The sequence below is a fragment of the Sneathiella marina genome, from assembly GCF_023746535.1.
Classification (GTDB): domain Bacteria; phylum Pseudomonadota; class Alphaproteobacteria; order Sneathiellales; family Sneathiellaceae; genus Sneathiella; species Sneathiella marina.
Genome location: NZ_CP098747.1, coordinates 2065627 through 2090623 on the forward strand (window position 1 = coordinate 2065627; position 24997 = coordinate 2090623).

Annotated in this window: 21 protein-coding genes and 1 tRNA gene; 8 read left to right on the forward strand and 14 right to left on the reverse strand. The window is 45.8% G+C overall.

Annotated elements, in window-relative coordinates; translation table 11 throughout:
* Window positions 1–83: 83 nt before the first annotated feature.
* On the reverse strand, window positions 84–1433 hold the full coding sequence (locus NBZ79_RS09840; RefSeq protein ID WP_251932211.1) for a M48 family metalloprotease: 1350 nt from the start codon (window positions 1431–1433) through the stop codon (window positions 84–86).
* Here NBZ79_RS09840 and NBZ79_RS09845 point away from each other — a divergent pair.
* On the forward strand, window positions 1414–2940 hold the full coding sequence (locus tag NBZ79_RS09845) for a gamma-glutamyltransferase (protein WP_251932212.1): 1527 nt from the start codon (window positions 1414–1416) through the stop codon (window positions 2938–2940). The two genes, NBZ79_RS09840 and NBZ79_RS09845, sit on opposite strands and share 20 nt — an antisense overlap.
* A gap of 33 nt (window positions 2941–2973) precedes the next feature.
* Window positions 2974–4116, forward strand: a complete 1143-nt coding sequence (locus NBZ79_RS09850; protein WP_251932213.1) for a pyridoxal phosphate-dependent aminotransferase — start codon at window positions 2974–2976, stop codon at window positions 4114–4116.
* A 39-nt stretch (window positions 4117–4155) separates the two neighbouring features.
* Here NBZ79_RS09850 and NBZ79_RS09855 read toward each other — a convergent pair whose 3' ends face one another.
* Window positions 4156–6753 (reverse strand): Rne/Rng family ribonuclease, encoded by a 2598-nt coding sequence (locus tag NBZ79_RS09855; protein WP_251932214.1) that lies wholly within the window; start codon window positions 6751–6753, stop codon window positions 4156–4158.
* A 655-nt stretch (window positions 6754–7408) separates the two neighbouring features.
* On the opposite strand from NBZ79_RS09855, the gene NBZ79_RS09860 reads away from it, so the two are divergent.
* The 3 genes from NBZ79_RS09860 to prfB all read left to right on the forward strand — a co-directional run bounded on the left by NBZ79_RS09860 (window position 7409) and on the right by prfB (window position 12184).
* Window positions 7409–8467 carry an N-acetylmuramoyl-L-alanine amidase gene (locus tag NBZ79_RS09860; protein WP_251932215.1) on the forward strand — a complete coding sequence of 353 codons (1059 nt, stop codon included), beginning with the start codon at window positions 7409–7411 and terminating at the stop codon, window positions 8465–8467.
* Between the two features lie 114 nt (window positions 8468–8581).
* A complete protein-coding gene (locus NBZ79_RS09865; protein WP_251932216.1) occupies window positions 8582–11014 on the forward strand; it encodes a penicillin-binding protein 1A in 2433 nt (810 codons plus the stop codon).
* A gap of 56 nt (window positions 11015–11070) precedes the next feature.
* A protein-coding gene (prfB, locus tag NBZ79_RS09870; protein WP_251932217.1) for a peptide chain release factor 2 occupies window positions 11071–12184 on the forward strand; the annotation gives its coding sequence in 2 pieces (ribosomal slippage) (window positions 11071–11139 and window positions 11141–12184; 1113 coding nt in all).
* Between the two features lie 80 nt (window positions 12185–12264).
* Here the strand turns inward: prfB and NBZ79_RS09875 are convergent.
* From NBZ79_RS09875 to purC, 7 genes are all read right to left on the reverse strand, one after another.
* Window positions 12265–13152, reverse strand: coding sequence for an alpha/beta hydrolase (locus NBZ79_RS09875; protein WP_251932218.1), 888 nt, complete (start codon window positions 13150–13152; stop codon window positions 12265–12267).
* Between the two features lie 213 nt (window positions 13153–13365).
* Complete coding sequence (gene grxD, locus NBZ79_RS09880) at window positions 13366–13719, reverse strand: Grx4 family monothiol glutaredoxin (RefSeq protein WP_251932219.1); 354 nt, start codon at window positions 13717–13719, stop codon at window positions 13366–13368.
* 30 nt (window positions 13720–13749) lie between these two features.
* Entirely contained in the window at window positions 13750–13986 is a 237-nt protein-coding gene (locus tag NBZ79_RS09885) for a BolA family protein (RefSeq protein ID WP_251932220.1), read from the reverse strand.
* 12 nt (window positions 13987–13998) lie between these two features.
* Window positions 13999–16200 carry a phosphoribosylformylglycinamidine synthase subunit PurL gene (gene purL, locus NBZ79_RS09890; protein WP_251932221.1) on the reverse strand — a complete coding sequence of 734 codons (2202 nt, stop codon included), beginning with the start codon at window positions 16198–16200 and terminating at the stop codon, window positions 13999–14001.
* Between the two features lie 8 nt (window positions 16201–16208).
* Window positions 16209–16898 (reverse strand): phosphoribosylformylglycinamidine synthase subunit PurQ, encoded by a 690-nt coding sequence (gene purQ, locus NBZ79_RS09895; RefSeq protein ID WP_251932222.1) that lies wholly within the window; start codon window positions 16896–16898, stop codon window positions 16209–16211.
* A 20-nt stretch (window positions 16899–16918) separates the two neighbouring features.
* The gene (gene purS, locus NBZ79_RS09900; protein ID WP_251932223.1) at window positions 16919–17161 is read right to left on the reverse strand and encodes a phosphoribosylformylglycinamidine synthase subunit PurS; all 243 of its coding nucleotides are present in this window, start codon (window positions 17159–17161) and stop codon (window positions 16919–16921) included.
* Between the two features lie 38 nt (window positions 17162–17199).
* Window positions 17200–17964 (reverse strand): phosphoribosylaminoimidazolesuccinocarboxamide synthase, encoded by a 765-nt coding sequence (purC, locus tag NBZ79_RS09905; protein ID WP_251932224.1) that lies wholly within the window; start codon window positions 17962–17964, stop codon window positions 17200–17202.
* A 298-nt stretch (window positions 17965–18262) separates the two neighbouring features.
* On the opposite strand from purC, the gene NBZ79_RS09910 reads away from it, so the two are divergent.
* Window positions 18263–18586 (forward strand): DUF1476 domain-containing protein, encoded by a 324-nt coding sequence (locus NBZ79_RS09910; RefSeq protein ID WP_251932225.1) that lies wholly within the window; start codon window positions 18263–18265, stop codon window positions 18584–18586.
* A gap of 47 nt (window positions 18587–18633) precedes the next feature.
* Here the strand turns inward: NBZ79_RS09910 and purB are convergent, their stop codons facing one another.
* The 4 genes from purB to sfsA form a co-directional block, all read right to left on the reverse strand.
* Window positions 18634–19929: an adenylosuccinate lyase gene (gene purB, locus NBZ79_RS09915; RefSeq protein WP_251932226.1), complete on the reverse strand. Its 1296-nt coding sequence runs from the start codon at window positions 19927–19929 to the stop codon at window positions 18634–18636.
* A gap of 145 nt (window positions 19930–20074) precedes the next feature.
* Window positions 20075–20899, reverse strand: a complete 825-nt coding sequence (gene radC, locus NBZ79_RS09920) for a RadC family protein (protein ID WP_251932227.1) — start codon at window positions 20897–20899, stop codon at window positions 20075–20077.
* Entirely contained in the window at window positions 20844–21668 is an 825-nt protein-coding gene (gene map, locus NBZ79_RS09925) for a type I methionyl aminopeptidase (protein WP_251932228.1), read from the reverse strand. Before map ends, radC begins: the two co-directional genes overlap by 56 nt.
* A gap of 49 nt (window positions 21669–21717) precedes the next feature.
* Complete coding sequence (gene sfsA / locus NBZ79_RS09930) at window positions 21718–22419, reverse strand: DNA/RNA nuclease SfsA (RefSeq protein ID WP_256470200.1); 702 nt, start codon at window positions 22417–22419, stop codon at window positions 21718–21720.
* Between the two features lie 109 nt (window positions 22420–22528).
* On the opposite strand from sfsA, the gene NBZ79_RS09935 reads away from it, so the two are divergent.
* The gene (locus NBZ79_RS09935) at window positions 22529–23308 is read left to right on the forward strand and encodes a competence/damage-inducible protein A (protein ID WP_251932230.1); all 780 of its coding nucleotides are present in this window, start codon (window positions 22529–22531) and stop codon (window positions 23306–23308) included.
* A gap of 105 nt (window positions 23309–23413) precedes the next feature.
* A tRNA-Leu gene (locus tag NBZ79_RS09940) sits at window positions 23414–23500 on the forward strand.
* Between the two features lie 238 nt (window positions 23501–23738).
* Here the strand turns inward: NBZ79_RS09940 and NBZ79_RS09945 are convergent.
* Window positions 23739–24407, reverse strand: coding sequence for a hypothetical protein (locus NBZ79_RS09945; protein WP_251932231.1), 669 nt, complete (start codon window positions 24405–24407; stop codon window positions 23739–23741).
* Window positions 24408–24997: the final 590 nt, after the last annotated feature.

Here is a 24997-nt window from a genome sequence, read left to right on the forward strand (position 1 = left end):
ACCGGCAGGGTCACTATGCAAAGAAACGTTGCTTGGGGTAATCAGGAACTGTTTGAAATAGTGAAGGAATGCGTCTAGCAATTTTATCTATTTTTTCGGGAGGCTTCGCCAGCCAGGGTAATGATATCTTCGGCCCGAAGATTGGCTGGTGTCCCGGCATTGAAAAGATCTTGAGCGCGTTTGGCGTGGAAAATTGCTTTCTGATAATTACCGCCTAACAAATAACGTTCAGCACTCGCCAGGGCTAGCATGCCCGTATTTCCGTTTCGACTATACGCAATCGCCAATTGATCCCAGCTCGCGGCATTATTGGGATCCAGTGCAAGGCTCTCTGTTAGAACTTCAATTGCTTTATTATTATCTGCAATGTTTCCGGTCGCGTTCAACACACGTCCGTACAAGGTAAGTATCAAGGGTTCTCGAGGAGCTAACTCTACTGCCGTTTCAAGGGAAGGTAATGCACCTTGCGGATCTCCATTTTCATATAGAGATTGCCCTTTTAGTTCATGAAAATAGGGATCTGTTGGAATTTCATCTAGAAGGCTATCGACCTCTTTTAAAGCCTTATCCAAGTCAGGGTATCTGAAATATGCAATTGCCCTCGCATATCGCCCAGGTATGCTCTGGTCTGTTACAGGGTATTTTCGAAGCGTTTGCGCTAAGGTTCTTGTGTAGCCGAATAGTTTGGCTTGCATGCGATTGAGTTCGACAACTGATTCTGGTGAATCTAACGTGTCTCGGTAAGGAGATTTTTCAACTCTCTGCCTTAGCGCTGCGATACGTTCACTGGTAATGGGGTGGCTGCGATAGTAGGAAAGCCCTGTGTTATAGCTTCGATAAGTCTGATCGAGAATTTCTAGAAACTCTACCATGCCCCGTCCAGATTGCCCCGTACTATCCAGGTAAGTAATTGACGCCTGATCCGCAGAAGATTCTTGTGTTCTGCTGTATTCCAAAAATGATTTGGTGGCTATGCTACCGGACCCAGCAATAACTGCGCCGCCAGCAGCACCACCACCTGCTGCGATCGCAACTGCTCCTAATAAAATGCCGATAATCGAACGAACAGTCGCATTTTCAAGAGCCTCTTGAGTTCGTGCCAGATGCCCGCCAGCTATATGTCCGGTTTCATGGGCTATCACGCCTTTTAGCTGATTTGGGGTTTCAACACGCTCTAATAAACCGGTAAACATAAACAATCTTTGCCCTCCGGCAACAAAGGCGTTTAAAGAGCGGTCATTGATGATATATATTGCCACATCCTTCCCGTTCAGGCCTGCGGCATTGAATATGGGAATAGCGTATGAACGAAGTGTATGTTCAATTTCGGCGTCACGAATGAAAGAGGGCCCCGTCTGTTTAGCATATGCCCAGTGAAAAGGCAGAAGTAAGACTAAAAGCATGGAACCAAGCGTGAGGCAGCGTTTTTTCAAGAAAGATATCCTTTTGTTGCACCGTAAACGTAAGAACAGTTTAGCCAATCGTCAATGGAGGCTTCGTCTCCTGTCGCTAATAACAGCACCCGTAGTATTTTTGGGTGCCTGTGGTGGACCAGAAGTACCCTTTGGTTCAATTGGTAATGTTGAAGGGCCATTGGGTGGCGTTGCTGCAGACGAACCGAGAGCCGTGCTGGTGGCCGAAGATATCCTGTCTGCCGGTGGTACCGCCGCTGATGCTGCTGTTGGTTTATATTTTGCGCTATCGGTGACTTACCCAATTGCCGCGTCTCTTGGCGGTGGCGGTGAATGCATTGTCTATAGTCCGGAAAACAATAAGCTTGAAAACCTGCAATTTCCCAACGCAGTTCCGGCGGCTGGCGGAGACATAGCAATTCCTGGCAATATTCGAGGAATGGCGGCCTTGCAAGCCCGTTATGGCAAAATGGAGTGGAGGTCCGTATTAACCGCAGCAGAAAAAATAGCGACATTCGGGGAGCCTCTCTCGCGTGCTCAACATCTGGCAATGATTCTAAATGAAGATCAACTGTCTCTTGATTATACATTGACCAACATTTTTAAGGAAAATAGTGGTGAGTTTGTGGCGGAAGGAACACGTATTCAGCAAATCAGGCTTGGGAGCCTGATATCTGCGTTACGTTCCGAAGGTGGTGCTGCCTTTTACAGCGGTAATTGGGCTCGCACCTTCGTCGAAGATGCGAGTAATGCTGGAGGAAAAGTTACTGTTGCGGATCTAGTCAATTACAGGCCCATTTGGGTCGATGCACAGTTATTTCGCATTGACGACAATATGGCTGGTGTTTCTGCCAATGCCCAGGGGGATTTATATGCGCAGTTATGGGCGCAGGTTTTTGGTGAAGGTAAAAATATTTTAAGAACACGTGTGGAAGTTCCGCAATTGGAAGTTGCCAACGCAACGGCAAGTGTTTTCACCAATTTGAGTTCTGTTTCCGCATTTTCAAGCCATGGTTCTACGTCTTTTGTTACAACAGATAACCTGGGAAATGCCGTGGCCTGCATTGTCAGTATGAAGAAGCCCTTTGGAAGTGGAAAAATTGGAAACATAACCGGGATTGTTCTTGCGCCTATTATCCCGGAAAACCAGAGTGAATTTCTGAGCTCCCCACTATTAGTAGTGAATTTACCTAATAAGGATTTCTATTACGCCAGCGCTGTTTCCGGTGGCGCCGCCGGAACAACAGCTTCAATTGGTGCTGCAATAAATATCTTTGGAAATGATGTAACTCTAGATGCAGCAATGAACCGTCCACGCCTTTTCACGATGGGGCCGGCAGCTCCATTACTGTATGAATCGACCATGCCAGAGGAAGATATCTCCGCCTTGAATAGCAGCTTTCCAATATTGGTTGAAGTCGATCGATTAGCAGTTGTAAATTCCATTTATTGCAGAAATGGCAAAGTCGAATATTGCGTCTCACGTCATGATCCCAGAGGCTTTGGACTTTCTTTAATAGAAAATTAGATTTCTTACTACAGCAATGTATCAGGTGAAGTTTTGACAATTTCTTCAAGTAACGACATTCAACCTTTCATCGCGATGGAAATTATGAAAGCTGCGAATGAGCGGGAATTAAGCGGTGCGCCTGTCTTCCATATGGAAGTGGGGCAGCCGGCACAATCCGCACCATCCAAGGTTATTGAGCGAGCTCAGGAAACCTTGCTTCGTGAAAAGATCGGATATACGGATGCCCTCGGTATTCCGCCCTTGAGAAAGGCAATATCTGATTATTACGGAACGACTTATAACGTTGATGTTCCCCCATCACGGATTGTAATAACTACTGGGTCTTCTGGAGGGTTTCTGCTGTCGTTTTTGGCTGCTTTCAACAAAGGTGACAGGGTTGTACTGGCTGAGCCTGGCTACCCGGCTTACCGCAACATCCTTAAGTCGCTGCATATGGATCCGGTAGGTCTGCCTTGCGACTTTGACACGAATTTTCAACCAACACCGGAACTATTGGATGGCTTAGAAGGGGAGTTACACGGACTTCTGGTCGCGAATCCTTCAAACCCTACGGGTACCATGACAAGTAGAGACGAGCTTCAAGCTCTCCTTAACTACTGCCAGGACCGCAGGATGCAGTTTATATCCGATGAAATTTATCATGGGGTTGTTTACGGTGACCCGGCGACAACCGCTCTTTCACTGGATGATGAAGCCGTCGTCATCAATTCCTTTTCAAAGTTCTTCTCGATGACAGGCTGGAGACTGGGTTGGCTGGTCTTACCAGAGAGACTCGTCTCCTTGGTAGAAAAACTGGCGCAAAACCTCTTTATATCCCCACCGGCCATTAGCCAATATGCGGCACTGGCTGCGTTTGATTGCATTGACGAGTTGAACGGTTATGTGGATGTATATGCTCGTAATCGTGAAATATTGCTAAGAGAACTTCCCAAAATGGGGCTCACCAAATTGGCGGCCGCAGAAGGCGCGTTCTATATTTATGCGGATGTTCGACATCTGACCAATGATTCCATGGAATTTTGCCTAAGAATGCTAGCTGAAACAGGTATAGCAGCTACTCCAGGGCTCGACTTTGATCCACATCGCGGTTCTTGTTATGTCCGGTTTTCTTTTGCTGGGCCAACGACAACCATTGAAGCTGCGGTGAAGAGCCTTGCTCGCTGGCTAAAATAAAGAAAGGGAGCTTGTAAAGCACCCTTTCTTAATATGTTTCTAGCTACCGCGTCGCCACCAACCACTACGCTTAGCTTTTGGCTTTTCATCAATGACAGCTTCAACAACAGGCGGTGCCTCGGGTTCAGCTTTCTTTTCTGTGGGAGCTTCGACCGCATCTGCCGCTTTAACTACAGTATCAACCTTTTCAGCGACTTGAACAGTATCTTCAGTTTTCTTTTGGGTTGCTCTACGCCTTCTGGGGCGCACCTGTTTTTCTTCAGAGCCTTCCGAGGGTGAAGGAACGTCCAGGTCCCCAGCTTGCTCTGCAGATTCAGCTGTATTTGCATCACCACTAGCAGTATCTGTTTGTTTCTTTCGGGTCCGGCGTGTGCGTTTTTTAGGCTCTTCCGCAACATTCTCTTCTTTCGCATCGACTGCCGTCGAGCTCTCGGCGGTTGTAATGGGGATGACAACCGCGTCACTTTCAGAAGATGGCTGAACATTCTCATTCGAATCTGAAGATTCCGAAGAACCCGCATTTTCATCTAAGGAGTTCTCTTCACTTGCATTTGACCGAGATCTACGGCGACCTCCTCTACGACCTCTGCGACGGCGTTTCGGCTCATTGCCTTCGTCATCATCTGCAGATGTTTCCGAGGCGCCGGAAGCATCGTTACTGGACGCAGTATCTTCTGCCTGGTCTTCGTTTGTCTGGGTAGCATTGTCTTCACGAGGCTTCCTGCGCCGCCGCCGCCGCCGCCGTTTGGATGAGTTACTTTCCTGCTCTTCCTCAGCCGATTCCGAGGTATCGGCAGTTTCATCATCTAATCCGGAAATCTCAGTGCTGACAGCTTCCCGAACAACAGGCGTCAAATCACCGGGTTTTCCTTTTTCACGAAGGATCTCATGATCATTTAGATTAGTTGTCGGGTCGGCAAGGATCAGGATTGTCATTCCATAAATATTTTCCAATTCCTGAATGACAGAACGCTTTTGATTGAGAAGATAAATCGCGACATCAGTGTGAACAGTAATCGTGATTTTAGCGCTTCTTTCACGAACACCTTCTTCTTCAAGTGTTCGAATAATAAGGAGTGCTGTAGATTCAATCGATCGTACGAAGCCAGATCCGCCGCAAGTATGGCAAATATTTGTACTGGTTTCCAGAAAGCTCGGGCGTAGACGCTGGCGCGACATTTCCATCAGTCCAAATGGACTAATACGGCCAACCTGAATACGGGCACGATCAGATTTAAGGCAATCTTTCATACGGCGTTCAACGGCCTTATTATTCCGATTGTCATCCATATCGATGAAATCAATGACAATCAAACCGGCCAGATCACGCAATCTTAGTTGCCGGGCAATTTCTTCTGCTGCTTCCAGATTGGTTTTGGTTGCAGTGTCTTCGACATTGCGTTCTTTCGTCGCCTTACCGGAGTTTACATCGATGGAGACCAACGCTTCCGTTGGATTTATGACAATATATCCACCAGACTTCAGTTGAACTTCAGGATTATACATAGATGCAAATTGCTGCTCTACCTGGAAGCGATGAAAAAGCGGTATTTTGTCCTTATAAGGCTGAACTTTCTTGGCATGGCTGGGCATTAGCTTGCGCATGAACTCTTTCGCAAGCTTATAACCGTCATCACCTTCAATGAGTATTTCGCTGATTTCTTTTGTATATAGATCGCGAATACTGCGTTTAATCAGATTGGCTTCTTCGTAAACGCAATAGGGTGCCATCGACTTTAACGTGAGCTCGCGAATATCGTCCCAAACACGCATCAAAAATTCATAATCACGCTTGATTTCTACTTTCGTTCGACTCATACCAGCGGTACGAATGATGACGCCGACGCCTTCTGGAACATCAAGTTCATTTGCAATTTTCTTGAGTCTCTTGCGATCTGCTGGATTAGCTATTTTTCGGCTAATTCCGCCACCACGGCCTGTATTAGGCATAAGAACACTGTATCGCCCAGGGAGAGAAATATAAGTTGTTAAGGCTGCGCCCTTATTTCCTCGTTCCTCTTTGACAACTTGAATAAGCAGTATTTGACGGCGTTTGATAACTTCCTGAATTTTGTAATGCCGGCGGGAAGGGGCCTTGCGCCGAGGCTCGACGTCATCTTCTCCGCCAAGATTTTCAACAAAGTTTTCTTCGCCGTCTTCACCAACAGTTTCAAGGCCGCCGATTGTATCGTCGACATCATCAACGATACCTTCTTCGTCATCAGATTCGACAACTTCAGCATCAGCCATGGCTTCAGCAGCAAGTACGACTTCAGCAGTATCCAAATTATCATCATCGATAGATTTGGCATCATCTTCGGCTTCTTCTTGAGCATGTGCTTCTTTTTCAGCCGCTACCTCTTGCTCCAGAAGAACTTCGCGATCTGACACGGGAACCTGATAATAATCCGGATGGATTTCACTAAAGGGAAGGAATCCATGGCGATTACCGCCATACTCAACAAACGCTGCTTGTAACGACGGCTCTACCCGAGTCACTTTTGCGAGATAAATATTCCCTTTAAGCTGTTTTCGTGATGCCGTCTCGTAATCAAATTCTTCGAGACGGGTACCTTTAACAATGACGACACGAGTCTCTTCTTCATGAGACGCGTCGACTAACATACGCGTAGCCATATACTAGCTCCGTGACTGCGGGATCCCCATGTGAGAAAGGAATAGACAGTCTATTTTTGTGGAAACCGTCGGCGCTCCAAATCCCTCGGAAATGAGAGACATGCCAAGCTTTGTTTTAGTTTACCTGGCCATTTGGCTGCCGGAGCTCTCTGTCAGAATCGACAAAGAGAACGATTTCTGTTTCACTTAATTCACTGCATTGTCTTAAGCGCTGCTTCCAGACGCTCCGGGGATTGAAATATATATCCAATGCCTGCAAAAAGCTGTCGAAAACGGCGCCGCCCTGACCAAATTTAAGATCTCGGGACTGACCACAGTAACTCACGAGTTTATAATAGCTTCTTTCTTTGTCACTTACCAAACGAATAATGACACAACAAAAAAATAATTTCGATTCCAAATCAATGTGCGGATTGATTGAACGTGTTGAAACAGTTAGGTTAAGGCAATCCAGAATTAGAAATAGCGCGATTGCTGGCAACTTCAAAGTTACGTGATACCGGGTATGGATATGTTATATCGCTTTTTCCGAATTTGCTTTCTGGCAATACCCATATTGACAGTCCTTACACCAATAAACTCTGTGCAATCCAAGGAAGTTATTGACGTTTTTTCGACGCGTTTGGGGATACACAAAGATAAAACAAGATTTGTAATGGAGTTAAGTAAGAAGCCCACCTTTGACGTATTCTTGCTGCCGGATCCCTATCGAATTGTCATTGATATGCCCGAGCTAAACTGGCAGGCAGACGACGCTACCGCACGGAAAAAAGGTGTTGTTGAGAATTATCGGTTCGGTTTGTACAAGCATAATACCTCTCGGGTTGTGCTTGATGTCAAAGGTCCGGTTCGCATTTTGAATACGGTTCTTCTTCCTCCAACTTCCGGGAAACCCTATAGGTTTTATATTGATATTCAGAAAACCGACGCGGCCGGTTTTATGGCGGAAGTAGAAAAACGACGTAAGAAAAAGAATACAACCGAAGTGGTTGTTTTGACACCGCCAAAATTGCCGAAACCCGTGCAGCAAAAATATACAATCGTTATTGATGCCGGCCATGGCGGCATAGATCCTGGTGCAATCGGTAAAAGCGGCGTGTACGAAAAGAAATTAACATTGGAAGTCGCCAAAAAACTCTACAGAATTTTGAATAAAAATCCGATTTACACTCCAATAATGACGAGATCGTCCGATAATTTTCTAAGTTTGAGGGAGCGTGTTAATGTTGGAAGAGAAGCAGGAGCTGACCTGTTTATTTCGATTCATGCAGATTCCATCAGTCGGTCCGATTTTCGGGGGGCAACTGTCTATACTCTTTCAGAAACCGCATCGGATGATGAAGCGGCAGAAATAGCGCGAAGGGAGAATAAATCAGATTTGATTGCCGGTGTCGATCTGGAAGAGCAAGACGATACCGTTCAGGGGATACTGGTTGATCTTGCGCAGCGTGAAACCATGAATTTCTCGGTAAAATTTGCAAAAACACTGATTCCGGAGATAACAAAATCTGGATTGAAAACAAGTGGAAGATCGCACCGGTTTGCTGGATTTCGGGTATTAAAGGCACCGGATGTACCTTCAGTGCTTGTTGAACTAGGGTATTTATCAAATCGACAGGACGAAAAAATACTAAAATCTAGCAAGGGCCAAACTCGGCTTGCAACTTCAATCGCAAATGCCATTGACGCCTATTTTAAAGCCCAAAACCCATAATTTTGACATATGTCTATTGCATTATTTATGAAGAATGCCATTTTCGCCTTTAATTCTGTTATAGTTCGCTGATCATTTACCCGCTGGTAATCTTATTTTGAGAAATATTGTCATATGAGACGTTTTTTCAAATTCTTGTCGTTTACGTTTGCGTTGTTACTATTCTTCGGAGTTGTTGGCATCGGAGCGGTAATGTATGGCTTTTATCATTTTGGTAAAGGGCTGCCGGAATTTAACCAATTGGCAGAGTATGAACCGCCGGTCATGACCCGGGTGCATGCGGCAGACGGTAGTCTGATTGCGGAATATGCTCATCAAAGACGTCTTTTCGTACCCATTGACACGATACCGGTTTTTGTCAAACAGGCGTTTCTAGCCGCTGAAGATCAAAATTTTTATGAGCATCCGGGAATTGATTATCAAGGCATAACAAGAGCTTTCGTTACAAATGTCAAGAATCTAGGAAAAGGTAGGCGGCTTGTAGGAGCATCAACCATTACCCAGCAGGTCGCGAAAAACATGCTGCTAACAAATGAAGTTTCCTACGAGCGAAAAGCGAAAGAGGCGATCTTAGCGTTACGACTAAACAAGGCCTTGTCAAAAGACAGAATTCTGGAGCTTTATCTCAATGAAATTTACCTGGGCCACCGCGCGTATGGTGTAGCCGCCGCCGCGCTTTATTATTTTGACAAGCCATTGGATAAATTGACCATCGCCGAAGCCGCTTATCTTGGAGCTCTGCCAAAGGCACCTAACAATTACAATCCATTCCGCAAATATGAAAAAGCCATGGCACGACGGAACTGGGTTATCGGCAGGATGCTGGAAGAGCGATACATCTCACCGGAGCAAGCGGAAGAAGCAACCAATTCACCGCTGTTGGCCCAAGAAGGCGGCGATGCAGAGGTCATCAAGGCAGAGTGGTTTGTTGAGCAGGTTCGCCGGGAACTCTATAACATTTATGGTGAAACCGCCCTGTATGATGGCGGGTTATCGGTTAGAACCACCATGCAAACGTCGATGCAGAAAATTGGCGAGAAAATTCTGAAAAAAGGTTTGCGCACCTATGATCGCCGCCACGGATGGCGGGGCGCGTTGGGGACAATGGAAGTCACCGATGACTGGACTACAGCTTTAGCCCAGTTTCCTCGGCCGAAGGGGCTTGGCGTTTGGCAGGTTGTTGTTGTATTGGCTGTGAACAAGGCCTCAGTAGAAATTGGTTTCGTTGACGGCGAAAAAGGAATTATTCCACTTGAAAACCTGAAATGGGCGCGAGAACAAATTGACACCGATAAAAAGGGTCCGCCAATCGAGAAGGCCTCCGACGTTCTTAAAGTAGGGGATGTAATCGCTGCAGATCCTGACACGAGTGAAAATGCCGGCGAAAATCATTATCGATTGGAACAAATACCTGAAGTATCCGGTGGACTTGTTGCTATGGATCCACATACCGGTCGGGTTTACGCGATTGTCGGCGGCTGGAGCCCTGAAATTTCGGAATTTAATCGTGCTGTCCAGGCCAACAGGCAAACGGGCTCTGCATTTAAACCTTTCGTCTATGCCGCGGCACTGGACAATGGTTTTACCCCAGCAGATAAAGTAATGGACGGACCGTTCGTACTCAACCAACCCAATGGAGAACGCTGGAAACCGTCTAACTATTCGAAGAAGTTTTATGGACCTAGCACACTCCGGTTAGGGATTGAAAAATCCAGAAACCTCATGACCGTAAGACTTGCCAGGGCCATCGGAATGGATCCAATTGTAGATTATGCAGCACGGTTTGGGATTAATGAAGACCTTCTGCCAACCCTCTCTATGTCATTAGGGGCGGGAGAAACGACACTTTTGAAACTGACAACAGCCTATGCGGAATTGGTGAATGGCGGTAAAAAAATAACACCGACACTGATTGACCGCATACAGGACCGCCGCGGTACAACTGTTTACCGACATGATGACCGTCCTTGTGAAAATTGTAATGTCGAAGAGTGGAACGATCAGGAAGAACCGACACTACCTGATAATCGCGAGCAAATACTGCCTGCAACAACAGCATATCAGATTGTCTCGATGCTTGAAGGTGTTGTCAGTCGCGGCACAGGCGTTCGCATTCGAGAAGTTGGAAAGCCGATTGGCGGGAAAACAGGCACCACAAATAATAGCCAGGATGCCTGGTTTGTCGGTTTTTCTGCAGACTTGACGGTGGGGGTTTATGTGGGATTCGATAATCCTAAAAGTTTGGGTAAAAAGGAAAGCGGGCCATCTGTCGCCGTACCGATTTTCAGGGATTTTATGATGGAGGCACTTGCTGACCAACCTGCAACACCGTTCCGTGTGCCTGAGGGGATTCGACTCGTTCGCATTAATGCCCAAACCGGCGCGTTGGCACGCCGCGGCGACAAAGTCATCCTGGAAGCCTTCAAGACATCCACAGGAAACAAGCGAAAGCGTACCGTTCTTGATGGTTCAGACAGTGGATTTTCCTCCGTATCCACAGGGAAATCGAAAAAGTCTATTCGTTCAGGCACAGGTGGCCTTTACTGATTACTTAATTGCCCCTATTTTCCTCAAAAAGTAATTCAGTAGAGTGGAGTAATGACATGCGGGCCGAACATCAATCTACCGTTGACGAAATCCAGCAGGGCATGGCCCTGCTGAGGAGGTATCTTTGACTGGGATAAAGCAACCCGCCGATTGGAAGAACTGAACTCCCTCGTGGAAGACCCAACGCTATGGGATAACGCATCTAAAGCTCAAAACCTAATGCGGGAACGGACCAGCCTTGAAAATGCGTTGAATGCGTATAATCGAATCCAGCAAGACCTCCAGGATAATATCGACCTCATCGAAATGGCGGAGGAGGAAGAGGACGAAGAAACCGTCAAGGATGCTGAACTTTCCTTGTCGAACCTGCAAATCGAAGTAAATCGCAGGCGGTTAGAGAGCATGTTGTCAGGGGAGGTTGACGCAAATGATTGTTACGTTGAAATCCATGCAGGTGCCGGAGGGACAGAGTCGCAGGACTGGACCCAAATGCTTTTACGCATGTATATGCGGTGGGCGGATCAACATGGGTGCAAAGTAAAAATTCTAGAAGAAAGCAGCGGAGAAGAAGCTGGCTTGAAATCCGTAACCATTGAGATTTCAGGAGCAAATTCATATGGATGGCTCAAGACTGAATCAGGTGTACATCGCTTGGTCAGGATATCACCTTTCGATTCCAACGCGCGGCGACATACAAGTTTTTCATCTGTAGGGGTTTATCCTGTTATTGATGATGAAATTGACATCGATATTGATGAAAAAGATTTGCGAATTGATACATACCGGGCGTCAGGTGCAGGCGGTCAGCATGTCAATCGAACAGAATCTGCTATTCGTATTACCCATGTTCCAACGAACGTTGTCGTGCAATGTCAAAACGACCGATCACAACATAAGAACCGGGCCGAAGCCATGAAGATGCTAAAATCCAGGTTATATGAACTGGAATTGCAGAAACGGGAGGCGGAGGCCCAGGAAACTCGCGATGGGCAAACCGATATCGGTTGGGGGCATCAAATTCGCTCTTACGTGCTTCATCCTTATCAGATGGTGAAAGATCTTCGAACCGGTGTCGAAAAAGGTAATGCACAAGGTGTTCTGGATGGCGATCTGGATGACTATCTGGCGGCAGCTCTGGCACAAAAAATTGGCGGTGAAGACGTCCAATAAGATTTTCAGCTCGCTTAATGAATTCCATCCATTGATTGGCCAGATTTGGATAGAAAAGCAGCCCTGGGCCTCATCCTGTATTAAGCAGAAAAACAATGCCGTAATGCATCTGCTGCCTGCCGGAGAGCTTTGTCTGCAGCCGGCAGGACCGCAGTAAGCGACACGAACCCGTGGACCATCCCGTCATAGCGGATAACACCAACAGGTACTTCACAGTTGCCTAGTGCTTTTGCATATTCTTCTGCTTCATCCCGTAACGGATCAAAGCCAGCTGTGATCACCAAGGCGGACGGCAAGTTCGCAAGATCCGGGTTGAGCAGGGGAGAGGCTCGATAATCGTCACGCTCTGCCACGGAGTTCAGATATAAGTCGCGATAATTCTCCATTCGCTCTGTGCTTAAAAAAAAGCCTTTTGAGAATAGTTTGTGACTTCGGCTATCAAAATATGCGGTTGTCGTTGGATAAAAAAGTAACTGGAATACTGGTAAAGGCAGTTGTTGCCGTTTTGCTTCCTGTGCCGTTACAATAGCAAGGCATCCACCTGAGCTGTCGCCCCCAACGGCGATTTTGTCTTGCATAAAGCCATATTCAGCCCCGTGAGACTGCACCCATTTAAAAACTGCTATGGAATCATCAATCGCTGCCGGAAATTTATTTTCCGGGGCCAGCCGATAGTCCACAGAAAGAACCGCAAAGTCACCGTATGCCGCTAATCTTGCGCATAAATCGTGATGGCTATCCAAGGATCCACGAATATACCCACCGCCATGAAAGTAAATAAGAACAGGCAAGGGGAGATCAGTGTTTGGTTTGTAACAACGAACATTTATCGGGCCGGAGCTACAGGGAACGGAAAAATTCTCAACTAGATGAACATGTGGGACTGGTCCGCCTAGAGCCAATGCAAGCTTTTCCATGCCAACCCTGTTGTCATTCAAGGTTTCCAGATTGACTGGTTTTGAAGACAAAGAATCCAGTAAGCACAGGAAACGGGCTTTGTTGTCGAGTACAAGACCGTCAATTCGGCGACGCCTAAAAATATAAAACAGATCAAAAATACCTGTGGGCAGGCTTATAATCAGTTTTATAAGAAGACCTTGAATCATATTCTGACAAAATTATTTTATGAATCCGGAGCGATCCAATTAAAAGCGGCGCCTAACTACTGATAACGTCAGTAATTATCCTACTTCACGCCCCGCTGAAGCCAAAGCAACCTGTTTGTCAGTGAAAATTTCTTGCAATTCACCAGTCTCGAACATTTCTCTCATAATGTCGCATCCGCCAACAAACTCACCCTTAACGTATAGCTGCGGAATTGTCGGCCATTGGCTGTATTCTTTAATGCCTTCACGAATGGCTGGGTCACTCAGAACATCTATACCTCTGAATTTAATATTCAAATGCGACAAAATTTGAACGGCAGTAGCAGAAAAACCGCATTGTGGAAAAACGGCAGACCCCTTCATGAAGAGGACGACATCACCATTAGCAACTTCCTGGCTAATGCGATCTTTAGTAACTTCATCAAGCATTTGATAATCCTTTTTAATGTTAAATCTTAATTATGCCTTTGGCGCAGATGTCTGCAACGCGAGGGCATGGAGAGCTTCGCCCATATTTCCCTGCAAAGCTTCATAAACCATTTGATGTTGTCGAACCCTTGGCAGGCCCTCAAAACTGGCTGAAACGACCATCGCAGCGTAGTGATCACCATCGCCGCGTAGATCTGTAATTTCAACATCGGCATCGGGGATACCTTGTTTTATCAAACGTTCTATTTCACTTGCATCCATTGCCATGGACAAAAACTCCTATTTACGTGTCTGAACTGCCATTAATGAAGGCAACCAGTTTGCATGTTCTTGCCTCAACATATCAAGGGATATGGTCAAAGCACCAGCAATTTTCAATTCATTATGACCGATCGTTCCAAGTCGTTGAAGTGAAACCTCCGCTTTTTCGGCCATTTTGAGAACATCATCACATTTCTCAGGGCTTATGGTTATCACATAACAGCCTTGATCTTCAGCAAAAAGCGCGGCATGAGGCGGTAAATCACCTGAAAGCGTGATATCTGCACCCAAATTTCCAGATAAGGCCATTTCAGACAGCGCCACAGCAAGGCCGCCATCAGAAACGTCATGAGCCGCGGTCACTAAATCTGAGTTGATAATATTTCTCAGGAAATCGCCATTTTTTCGCTCATCAGACAAATTAACGACGGGCGGTGCGCCGGCCTCCCGGCCTTCGATCTCCCGTAAGTAAATTGACTGCCCCATATGACCTGTTTGGGTTCCGAGCAAAAGAACCACATCACCTGCGCTTTTAAACGCCAATGTTGTCATTTTGGATGTGTCTTGAAGCAACCCGACACCGCCTATTGCCGGAGTAGGGTGAATGCCCTGACCGTTTGTTTCATTATAGAGGGAGACATTGCCTGAAATTACCGGAAAATCCAGTGTTTCACAGGCGTCCCGCATGCCATCGATGCAACCGACGAACTGGCCCATGATATCCGGGCGTTCCGGGTTTCCGAAATTTAAGCAATCGGTTATGGCAAGGGGTTGGGCACCGGTTGCCGTAATATTGCGCCAAACTTCAGCAACAGCTTGCGCGCCGCCAGATTGTGGGTCGGCGAAACAATATCGGGGCGTACAATCAGTTGTGATGGCAAGCGCCTTTTCTGTATCATGAATTCGGACAACAGCAGCATCCCCGCCCGGACGTTGGATAGTATCCCCCATGACCATGTGATCATATTGTTCCCAAATCCATTTTCGGCTGGCGATTTCAGAGGAGCCCATAATCTTGAGCAATACCTGCCCCAAATCATTGGGAGCGGCTACATCTTCAGCAGTAATGACAGCGGGAGCCTCAGTTTTTACCCAGGGCCGGTCATATTCAGGGGCTGCGTCCGCGAGAGGTGCAACGGGAAGGTCCGCAACGGTCCCGCCATGCATTGTCAGGACCATTCGTCCTGTATCGGTGACTTTCCCAATAACTGAAAAATCCAGCTCCCATTTCTCAAAAATCTTGCGGGCTTCTTCCTCACGGCCTGGTTTCAGGACCATGAGCATTCGCTCCTGGCTTTCCGACAGCATAATTTCATAGGGTGTCATGGCTTCTTCACGCATCGGTACTAAATCAAGATTTAGCTCAATTCCGACGCCGCCTTTATCAGCCATTTCAAAGGATGAGGACGTCAGACCGGCAGCCCCCATATCCTGAATCGCAACAATGGCATCAGTTGCCATCAGTTCAAGGCAGGCTTCCAGCAGGAGTTTTTCCGTAAATGGATCGCCGACTTGAACTGTTGGCCGCTTCTCATCACTGTCATCATCAAATTCTGCTGACGCCATGGTGGCACCATGAATTCCATCGCGGCCCGTCTTCGATCCGACATAGACAACTGGATTTCCAACGCCGGCAGCTGCCGAATAGAATATATTGTCAGTATCCGCCAAACCAACTGTCATGGCATTCACGAGGATATTTCCATCATAAGAGGGGTGAAAATTTGTTTCTCCTCCAACGGTTGGAACGCCCATGCAGTTCCCATAACCGCCGATACCGGCAACAACTCCCGCCAATAAATGCCGGGTCTTTGAGTGATCGGCGCTTCCAAATCGCAGCGCATTCATATTTGCTATCGGCCGGGCGCCCATGGTGAAAACATCTCTCATAATCCCGCCGACACCCGTAGCCGCTCCTTGATAGGGTTCGATGAATGAGGGGTGATTATGGCTTTCCATTTTGAATATGGCCGCCTGTCCGTCTCCGATATCGATAACACCAGCATTTTCACCGGGTCCGCAAATCACCCACGGCGCATCTGTTGGAAGTGTTTTTAGCCATTTCTTGGACGATTTATAGGAGCAATGTTCACTCCACATAACAGAAAAAATCCCGAGTTCCGTCAGGTTGGGCGTTCGACCTAATATGGAAAGGACTTCTTCATACTCGCCCTCTGTCAAACCATGCTCAGCAACAATATCTTGGGTGATTTCATTCATGTTTTTACTCAGGCGATAGAATTCACGAGATTATCGAAAAAGCTCTTGCCGTCGGTTCCCCCGAGAGCATCGCTTATTAATCGTTCCGGATGCGGCATTAAACCTAGAACATTCCCTGCTTTATTATATATGCCCGCGATATTCCCCAATGAACCGTTGGGATTTGCATCTTCAGTAAGCTCACCGCTTTGCGTTGCATATTTAAAGGCAATCTGTCCTTCACCCTCGAGTTCATCCAGAGTTTCCTGATCGGCGAAATAATTACCGTCATGATGAGCAATTGGAAACCGAACAACCTGACCCTGTTTGAACGAACCGACAAATCGATTGTTTTCCGACGTAACCAATAAGTCCACATCTTTGCAGACGAAACTCTGATCAGCGTTACGGAGGAGGGCACCCGGTAACATTCCGGTTTCCGTCGCGATTTGAAATCCGTTACAGATGGCCACAACCGGGGTTCCATTCTGTGCTTTTTTGACCACCTCCCGCATAACAGGAGAATTGGCAGCCATGGCACCGCATCTAAGATAGTCACCGTAGGAAAATCCACCGGGAATCGCAATTAGATCTGTTTCGGGAAGCTCGCTGTCTCCATGCCAGACCATATCGGGTTCAGCATCCATGGAAGCGGCAAGGGCAACTTTTAAATCACGATCGCAATTTGAACCAGGAAAAACGATAACAGAAGCTTTCATGGCAGGAAGGTCCTCTTTCTTCAATCAATCAGTTCAATGGAATAATTTTCAATGACAGTATTTGCAAGGAGCTGCTGACACATTTTGTCAATTTCCGTCTCAGCGGTTTCCTTGCTCATATCAGTCAGATCCAGCTCAATCGTTTTCCCTTGCCGTACATCGAGAACAGACTCGAAACCCAGGCCATGAAGAGAATTGGAAATGGCTTTTCCTTGCGGATCTAAAACACCATTTTTTAATGAAATATGGACTCGTGCTTTCATTTCATACTCACCTAAAAAGAAAAGGCGCTTTGACGCGCCTATTGGATTGCAGTTGAACCTTTTAAATCTCCGGGGCCACTTTCCGGCATAATTCCGAGCCGGCGAGCGACTTCCTGATATGCGTCTTCAACTCCGCCTAGATCACGGCGAAATCTATCTTTATCCAGCTTCTTGTCCGTCGTGGCATCCCAAAGCCGGCAATTGTCAGGGCTGATTTCATCGGCCAGTATAATTTGAACTTCTTCGCCATCATAAAGGCGTCCGAATTCCAGCTTAAAATCGATAAGCCGGATACCAATTGCCGTAAATAACCCCAGCAGAAAATCGTTTACGCGAAGTGTTTGGCTCATAATATCGTCCAGCTCAAGCGGGTTCGCCCAGCCAAATGCCGTAATATGCTCTTCCGATACAATTGGATCATTCAATTCATCGGATTTAAAACAATATTCCACGATCGTCCGGGGAAGGGGTGTTCCCTCTGCTATTCCCAGTCTTTTGCATATGGAACCGGCTGCAACATTCCTGACAATAACCTCGACGGGTATGATATCTACTTCCTTAATCAGCTGTTCGCGCATATTAAGACGTCGAATGAAATGATTATGAATGCCGATATCAGACAGCTTTGTCATCAGATGTTCTGAAATACGATTATTCAAAACTCCCTTACCGGTTACCGTCGATTTTTTCTCACCATTAAATGCAGTGGCATCGTCTTTAAAATACTGAACAAGTGTGCCAGGTTCCGGTCCTTCAAAAAGAACCTTTGCCTTGCCTTCGTAGACACGTCTACGTCGGGTCATGGATGTAACTCCAACTTATTGAAGAGGCGGGTTTGCGCCTGTATTACGGTTAAGACATCGTCAATATGAAACCTTCAGAGGTATCTCGTCTTTGTCTTGCCCAAAACCTTCGTTTCAAGCAAGCGGAACATAATTCAGATATCCCGTAAATACAACCATTCCCGGGCGTGAAAAGCATGATTATTTTTAAAAAAAATCTTGTAGCACTAGGCGTTGAACGCCATCTTAGGTATAAGGATAGTTAACAGGTTGAAATTAATTAAGTTTACAGAATTATTGAAATGCTAGGAATGAAGTTATGGCAGGTTTAGACGATCTCAAAAAAGGCCACGAAAGCAAATTTGCTCATGATCAGGATCTGGAATTCAAAATCATGGCGCGCCGCAACAAACTGTTGGGCTTATGGGCCGCAGATTTAATGGATCTTCAGGGTGATGCCGCAGATGCCTATGCCAAGGAAGTTGTTATTTCTGATTTGGAAGAAAAAGGCGACGATGATGTATTTCGAAAAGTACGCGGTGATTTGACAGATAAAGGTGTCGAAATGTCCGATCACAGAATTCGGCGGCAAATGGAAGAATTGATGGGGACGGCCCGGGACCAACTCATGAACGAAAGCTAAAACGTCAAAATGAGCGAGGAGCGCAGTATTCCTGCGCTCCTTCATTTTTAGTCGCCAAACACACGCTTGAAAATAGTTGATACATGTTTGGTGTGATATTCCAAATCAAAAACACCTTCTATATCCTCAGCAGATAATGCGGCCATAACTTCTTCATCGCCTTTAAGCAGCTCCATGAAATCTGCTCCCTCGCGCCAAACCCGCATGGCGTTTCGTTGTACCAACCGATAAGCATCTTCACGGCTAATGCCTGCTTGGGTTAAGGCCAACAAAACACGCTGAGAATGAATGAGGCCGCCCAGCTTATTCATATTTGCCATCATGTTTTCAGGGTAGATCACCAGCTTCTCAATTACAGAAGTCAGACGGGCGAGAGCAAAATCCAGGGTAATAGTCGCATCCGGGCCGATGCCTCGCTCTACAGATGAATGAGAGATGTCGCGTTCATGCCATAACGCGACGTTTTCCATGGCCGGAATGGTTGCCATACGAACCAGTCGGGCAAGTCCCGTCAGGTTTTCAGTGAGAATTGGGTTACGTTTATGAGGCATTGCGGAAGAACCTTTTTGGCCAGGCGCAAAATATTCTTCAGCTTCCAATACTTCCGTCCGCTGTAAATGTCTAATTTCAACTGCCAACCGTTCAACGGAACTGGCTATCACACCGAGGGTCGCGAAGAACATCGCATGCCGATCACGGGGAATAACCTGTGTGGAAGCTGGTTCAGCGGTTAACCCGAGTGCTTTTGCAACATGCTCTTCTACAAAGGGATCTATGTTGGCAAAAGTACCCACCGCTCCGGAGATCGCACATGTGGCTATGTCTTCACGCGCATGTAATAAACGGGTGCGGTTTCGGTTAAATTCTGCATAGGCTTGGGCCATTTTAAGGCCAAATGTAATCGGTTCAGCATGGATACCGTGGGAACGACCGACACATACATCATCCTGATGTTTAATTGCCTTAGCTTTCAATGTTTCAAGAAGTCTATCCATATCCTCAAGAAGGATGTCTGTCGCCTTTGTCAGCTGAACAGAGAGGCAGGTGTCCAGAACGTCAGAAGAGGTCATGCCCTGATGCACGAAACGCGCGTCATCACCGACATATTCCGCAAGATTGGTTAGGAATGCGATTACATCGTGTTTCGTTTCCCGCTCGATTTCATCAATTCTATCAATATCAAATTGTCCACGTTCCCAGACTGCTTTTGCGGCAGTTTCAGGTATAACACCTAATTTCGCTTGTGCATCACAGGCATGAGCCTCAATTTCAAACCAAATGCGGAACTTGCTTTCAGGTTCCCAAATGGCAGTCATTTCGGGTCGGGCATAACGGGGAATCATAATGAGGTACCTTATGAAGGGAAAAAGCAAAAAGCGCCTTTTCGATGGTTTGGATTATTCGAAGACTGACTAGCAGAGATGCTTTGGAAGCTCAACACCTTCTCTTTAAATTTTGGAGTAGTTAAATTCCAACAACTAAGTAAATTTAAAAAAGACCTAAAGATTTCATGCTTGTTTGTTCTTCGCTACTAACGATTAAATGATCATGAATTTTGATATTTAGAGCCTTTGCAGCAACGAGAATTTCTTTTGTCATTTCAATATCTGCTTTGGAGGGGGTTGTGTCTCCTGACGGATGATTATGGACAAGTATTAAGGATGTTGCACAGAGTTCCAGAGCCCGCTTTACAACTTCACGGGGATATACGGCGGTATGATTTACGGTTCCGGATTGTTGTACCTCGTCTGATATCAAATGGTTCTTGTTATTCAGGAAGAGTATTCTGAAATGCTCAATTTTTTTATCTCCCATAACGGCCTGACAATAATCTTGTAGCGCTTGCCATGAACTGAGGACATTTTTCTTTTCCACTTTACTACGAAGCAATTTTTGTCCCAATGTCTCAGCTACTTTTAAAGTGGCGATAACGGCATCCCCAACTTTGTCTATTTTTCGAAGAACCTGTGGTTCTGCGGACAAAACATTTGCAAGATTTCCAAACTCAGAAATGAGGAGTTTAGCCAGCGGTTTTGTATCACGGCGGGGAATTGCGGCATACAGCAGCATTTCGAGAATTTCGTAGTCGGCAAGACTGTTCGCGCCAGAAGTTAAAATTCGGGTTCGCATCCGCTCCCGGTGGCCAATTTTGTCAGAGCTATTTTTTAACGCAGCCGAGTTATTTTCCTCTAGCCCAAAAACATAATGCGTTGGCTCAAGTTCCTTGAGGCGGAATTTTTCTTCAGTCGATTTCCGTTTAGATGGCATAGGGTGGACAATCAAGGCCACGCGGTGATTTTGTAAAAATCTCATAGCCCGTATCTGTAACACCTAACGAATGTTCAAACTGAGCAGACAATTTGCGGTCTTTCGTTACGGCAGTCCAGCCGTCCTCAAGAACTTTTACTTGCCAAGTTCCCAGATTGATCATGGGTTCAATCGTAAAAATCATTCCTGCTCGCAATTCAGTTCCTTCACCCGGAGTGCCATAATGAACAATGTTCGGGACATCGTGGAAAACCTGACCAAGACCATGACCGCAAAAATCCCGGACTACGGAACATCTTTTGCCTTCAGCATAATTTTGAATGGCATACCCAATATCGCCTGTTGTAGCACCAGGTTTGACCACTTCTATGCCTTTCATCAAGCATTTATATGTAATATCAATAAGACGCGAGGATTTGACATTGACTTTTCCAACCGTAAACATTCGGCTGGTATCTCCGTGCCAACCATCCAGGGTAGGGGTCACGTCGATATTCAACACATCGCCTTCTTTTAGTTTTTTAGGGCCAGGTATTCCGTGACACACTACGTGATTAATCGATGTGCAAATTGATTTTGGAAACCCTCTATAATTCAAGGGTGCGCAAACACCCCCACGCTCCGTAATAAAATCGTGGCAAAGAGTATTGAGATGGTCGGTCGTAACCCCCGGTAAAACATGTTCTGTGATCATATCCAATGTTTCGGCGGCAAGCTGACCGGCTTTTCGCATTCCTTCAAACCCTTCGGGACCATGAAGTTTTATAACGCCAGTGTTACGTTCAGGTGTGTCTTTACTATTAACATATTTCATAATGGTTCATCTTTTTTAGAATATTACCCTATTTTACCGCGAAAAAAAGCTAATCTATTAACGGCTGGGCTGTTCCAAGTTCAATTTTATGGGTCGTTATATGACAGTCATAGCATAATATTTCAACGCCCATTTTTCGCGCAACTGTAAAAGCTTCGGCATAAGCTGGATCAATATCATGGGCGAGGGCGAAACCTTTGCAATCTTGTCTTTGAATCAAATAAAACATCACCGCTCTATGGCCATCTTTGACCATGTTTCCCAATTCTTTCAAATGCTTTGTCCCGCGAGACGTTACAGCATCGGGAAATTCAGCAAAATCTTCCTCGCGTTTTAATGTGACATTTTTTACTTCAACATAACAATCGGGTTTATCACTGTCGGACAGCAGAATATCGATCCGTGAGTTTTCCCCGTATTTAACCTCACGGCGAAGCGTATCATATCCGGTTAGGGAAGGTATTTTTGAAGCAGAGATTGACTCGGCTACAATTCCGTTTGGCAAGGATGTATTTATACCAACCAATCCGTTATCAATCTCTACAAGCTCCCAGCTATATTGAAGCTTTCGCTTGGGATTATTTGCTGGAGACAGCCAAACCGTAAGCCCGGGCTCCTTCAATCCCATCATTGACCCGGAATTTGCAACATGCGCTGTAACAATCCCTCCGTTTTCCAGCTCTACATCGCATAGAAATCTCTTATATCGCTTGATCAATTGACCTCTTAACAGGGGGAATGGAAACTGCATGTGGACCTTTGGCGTAGTTGGCTGGATTTACACTATATACATTCATTTTAAACTGTTTATCTTCAAGAAAAAATACTTTTAAGAACAGGTAGAAATTTAGGAGTTGAGGATGAGTGTCTCTGAACAGAAACCGTCAGACTTAAAGATCGTGACTGCTGCAGTCATCGTCATTGGCGACGAAATATTGTCGGGGCGCACAAAAGATAAGAACATGGTCTATCTGGCTGAACAGTTGATTGAGCAGGGTGTCCAGCTACGCGAAGTACGGGTAATTCCAGACATAGAAAATGAAATCATTAATGCCGTTAATTCTCTGCGGAAGAAGTTTGACTATGTTTTTACGACTGGTGGTATCGGCCCCACACATGACGATATTACGGCTGATTCTATCGCAGCCGCTTTCAATATTGAAATTGGCTATCACCCTGAAGCCATGAATATACTGACCCGACATTATGAAAATAGTGGCATAGAGTTCAATGAGGCCCGCATGCGAATGGCTCGTATTCCAGAAGGTGCTTTGTTGATAGACAATCCCGTCAGCAAAGCACCAGGTTTTCAAGTTGAAAATGTGTTTGTTATGGCGGGTGTGCCAATAATAATGCAAGCAATGTTTGAAGGAATAATTTCGCGGATCAGCGGCGGCGCCCGTATGTTGAGCAGGACAATTGGTGCTGGACTGCCGGAAGGAAAGATTGCCGGTGAATTAGGGGCATTGCAAAATGAATTCCCGGATGTATCCATGGGTTCCTATCCGTTTTTCAGACAAGGAGAAGTTGGAACCAATCTGGTCTTAAGATCCATCAATCAATTGGACCTTGATCGAGCCTTCGAAAAATTGAAGAAAATATTACAAGATATGAAAGTAGAAATTGTTGAAACTACATAAGACCTCTCTACTTTAAAACATAGCAGTTCGATTTCTAAAAAATTTCACTTTTGCAACAATATCCACTTGTTTCCGTACGCGGCTGGCATTAGGTTGTTCCCCGCTGCCCGCATGGTGAAATTGGTAAACACAGTAGACTTAAAATCTGCCGCTCGTAAGGGCTTCCCGGTTCAAGTCCGGGTGCGGGCACCACATCCAAAAATTTATTATAGTTTTTTCAATAGCTTATATGGTGTCGTGTCCCACGCGGTAAACCACCGTGGGACACATTGTCATTCCATATCTTGCAAAATGTGCGCGGCATCCTTAGCTAATTTCCAATGTTCAACACTAGCCGTGTCTGGAAGGAAAAACAGGAATAATACTCCCAGTACCATACATTCATTAATAGGGACGGGGCGCCTTCACCTGCGCCCCGTTTTTTTTGTGCCTATCCGTCTGTTAAACTAATTTGCAGGTTTTTTAGCGCATTGCTTATTTCAGGATCATTTAACATGAGTGTTAGTTTTTGACTGTAAATTTCCGTGAACATGTCGAATAAATTATATTTGTCGCTCAGTGGAATTGTCTCATCCCAAGCGGCAAAAGTTTTATCCGCGAGAATGTTATTTTCCGAATCCAAAACAACAAACTGAAAATCATATCGGTAATCTGCTGAAAAACCGGAATCAAAACGGGAATGGCGCATTATACCCAACAAGGCGGGGTTCTTTTCTGTGGCCAAAATATTCCGGGTTTCTTCTAAATTAGTCCCCGCGGCAATCTCAATTATTTCCCCTTTGGCGCCCGCTTCTTCAACAGCTTCCTTGATCATTTTCGAAAGATATAATGCAAAAGGCTGCGTTTTATCTGTCCCTTGTGCAGTGTCAGGCACTGGGCGGGCGTGAGAAAAAGGAATTCCAAATTCGCCCCGAAAAATTCCTTCAAACCATGGCTCCTTATCGCCGTTCAAGATAAAGGTCCGATGGTCCACAATTGCAATTGATATTTCTTTATCGCCAATAGGATCCGTAAAATGCGGAAATCGGGCTTCTTCGGGTAAGGGTGACGCACAGGCAGAAAGGGCAAACAGCAAAAAGAGTGAAAAGAATCTTACCATTAATAGTATCCATTTTATTTAAAAACACGTAAATAGTGTTTACTTGTTTATATCAACAGAGTCAAATATCAGGTGATACAGGAACCTACTCCTGTTTTAGATAACAAGAGAAACGGGGTGCCCCTAAACGGCGCTCCGTTTTTTTTGTGACTTGTTTCCGCCTTGGCGGTTTTAAAAAAAAGAGAAAAATAGTGAGTTGATTGCCTTCACTGCCTGTTAGCCCGCTCCGTACCCGGGCCAAATAAAACCAATATTCCTGTCCCATCCAGCTCTCTTGCAATGAGGGCAAACAGATCTCCGTCTAAACTCCATCCAGTCTATTTCTCCAATCTATTTCTCCAAATATTTTAATCATTTCCTCACGACGAATATTTTTAACGTACATTCGACAATCGCGCTGTTGGTGGCAAATCAGATCGTTGCTTTGATATTTAGGTGACAGCCTTTATTTTCCGTGTTTTTTATTTTGGTCATCCATCCCCGTAGCATGGGAATTAGTAGTACTGTCAAGGTACAATGTTGCCTAAATATTCTTGCTGCATAGATGTAATTGAAAGCAGCATAGTGGTTTTCTGCTGTCGTGGGTCACC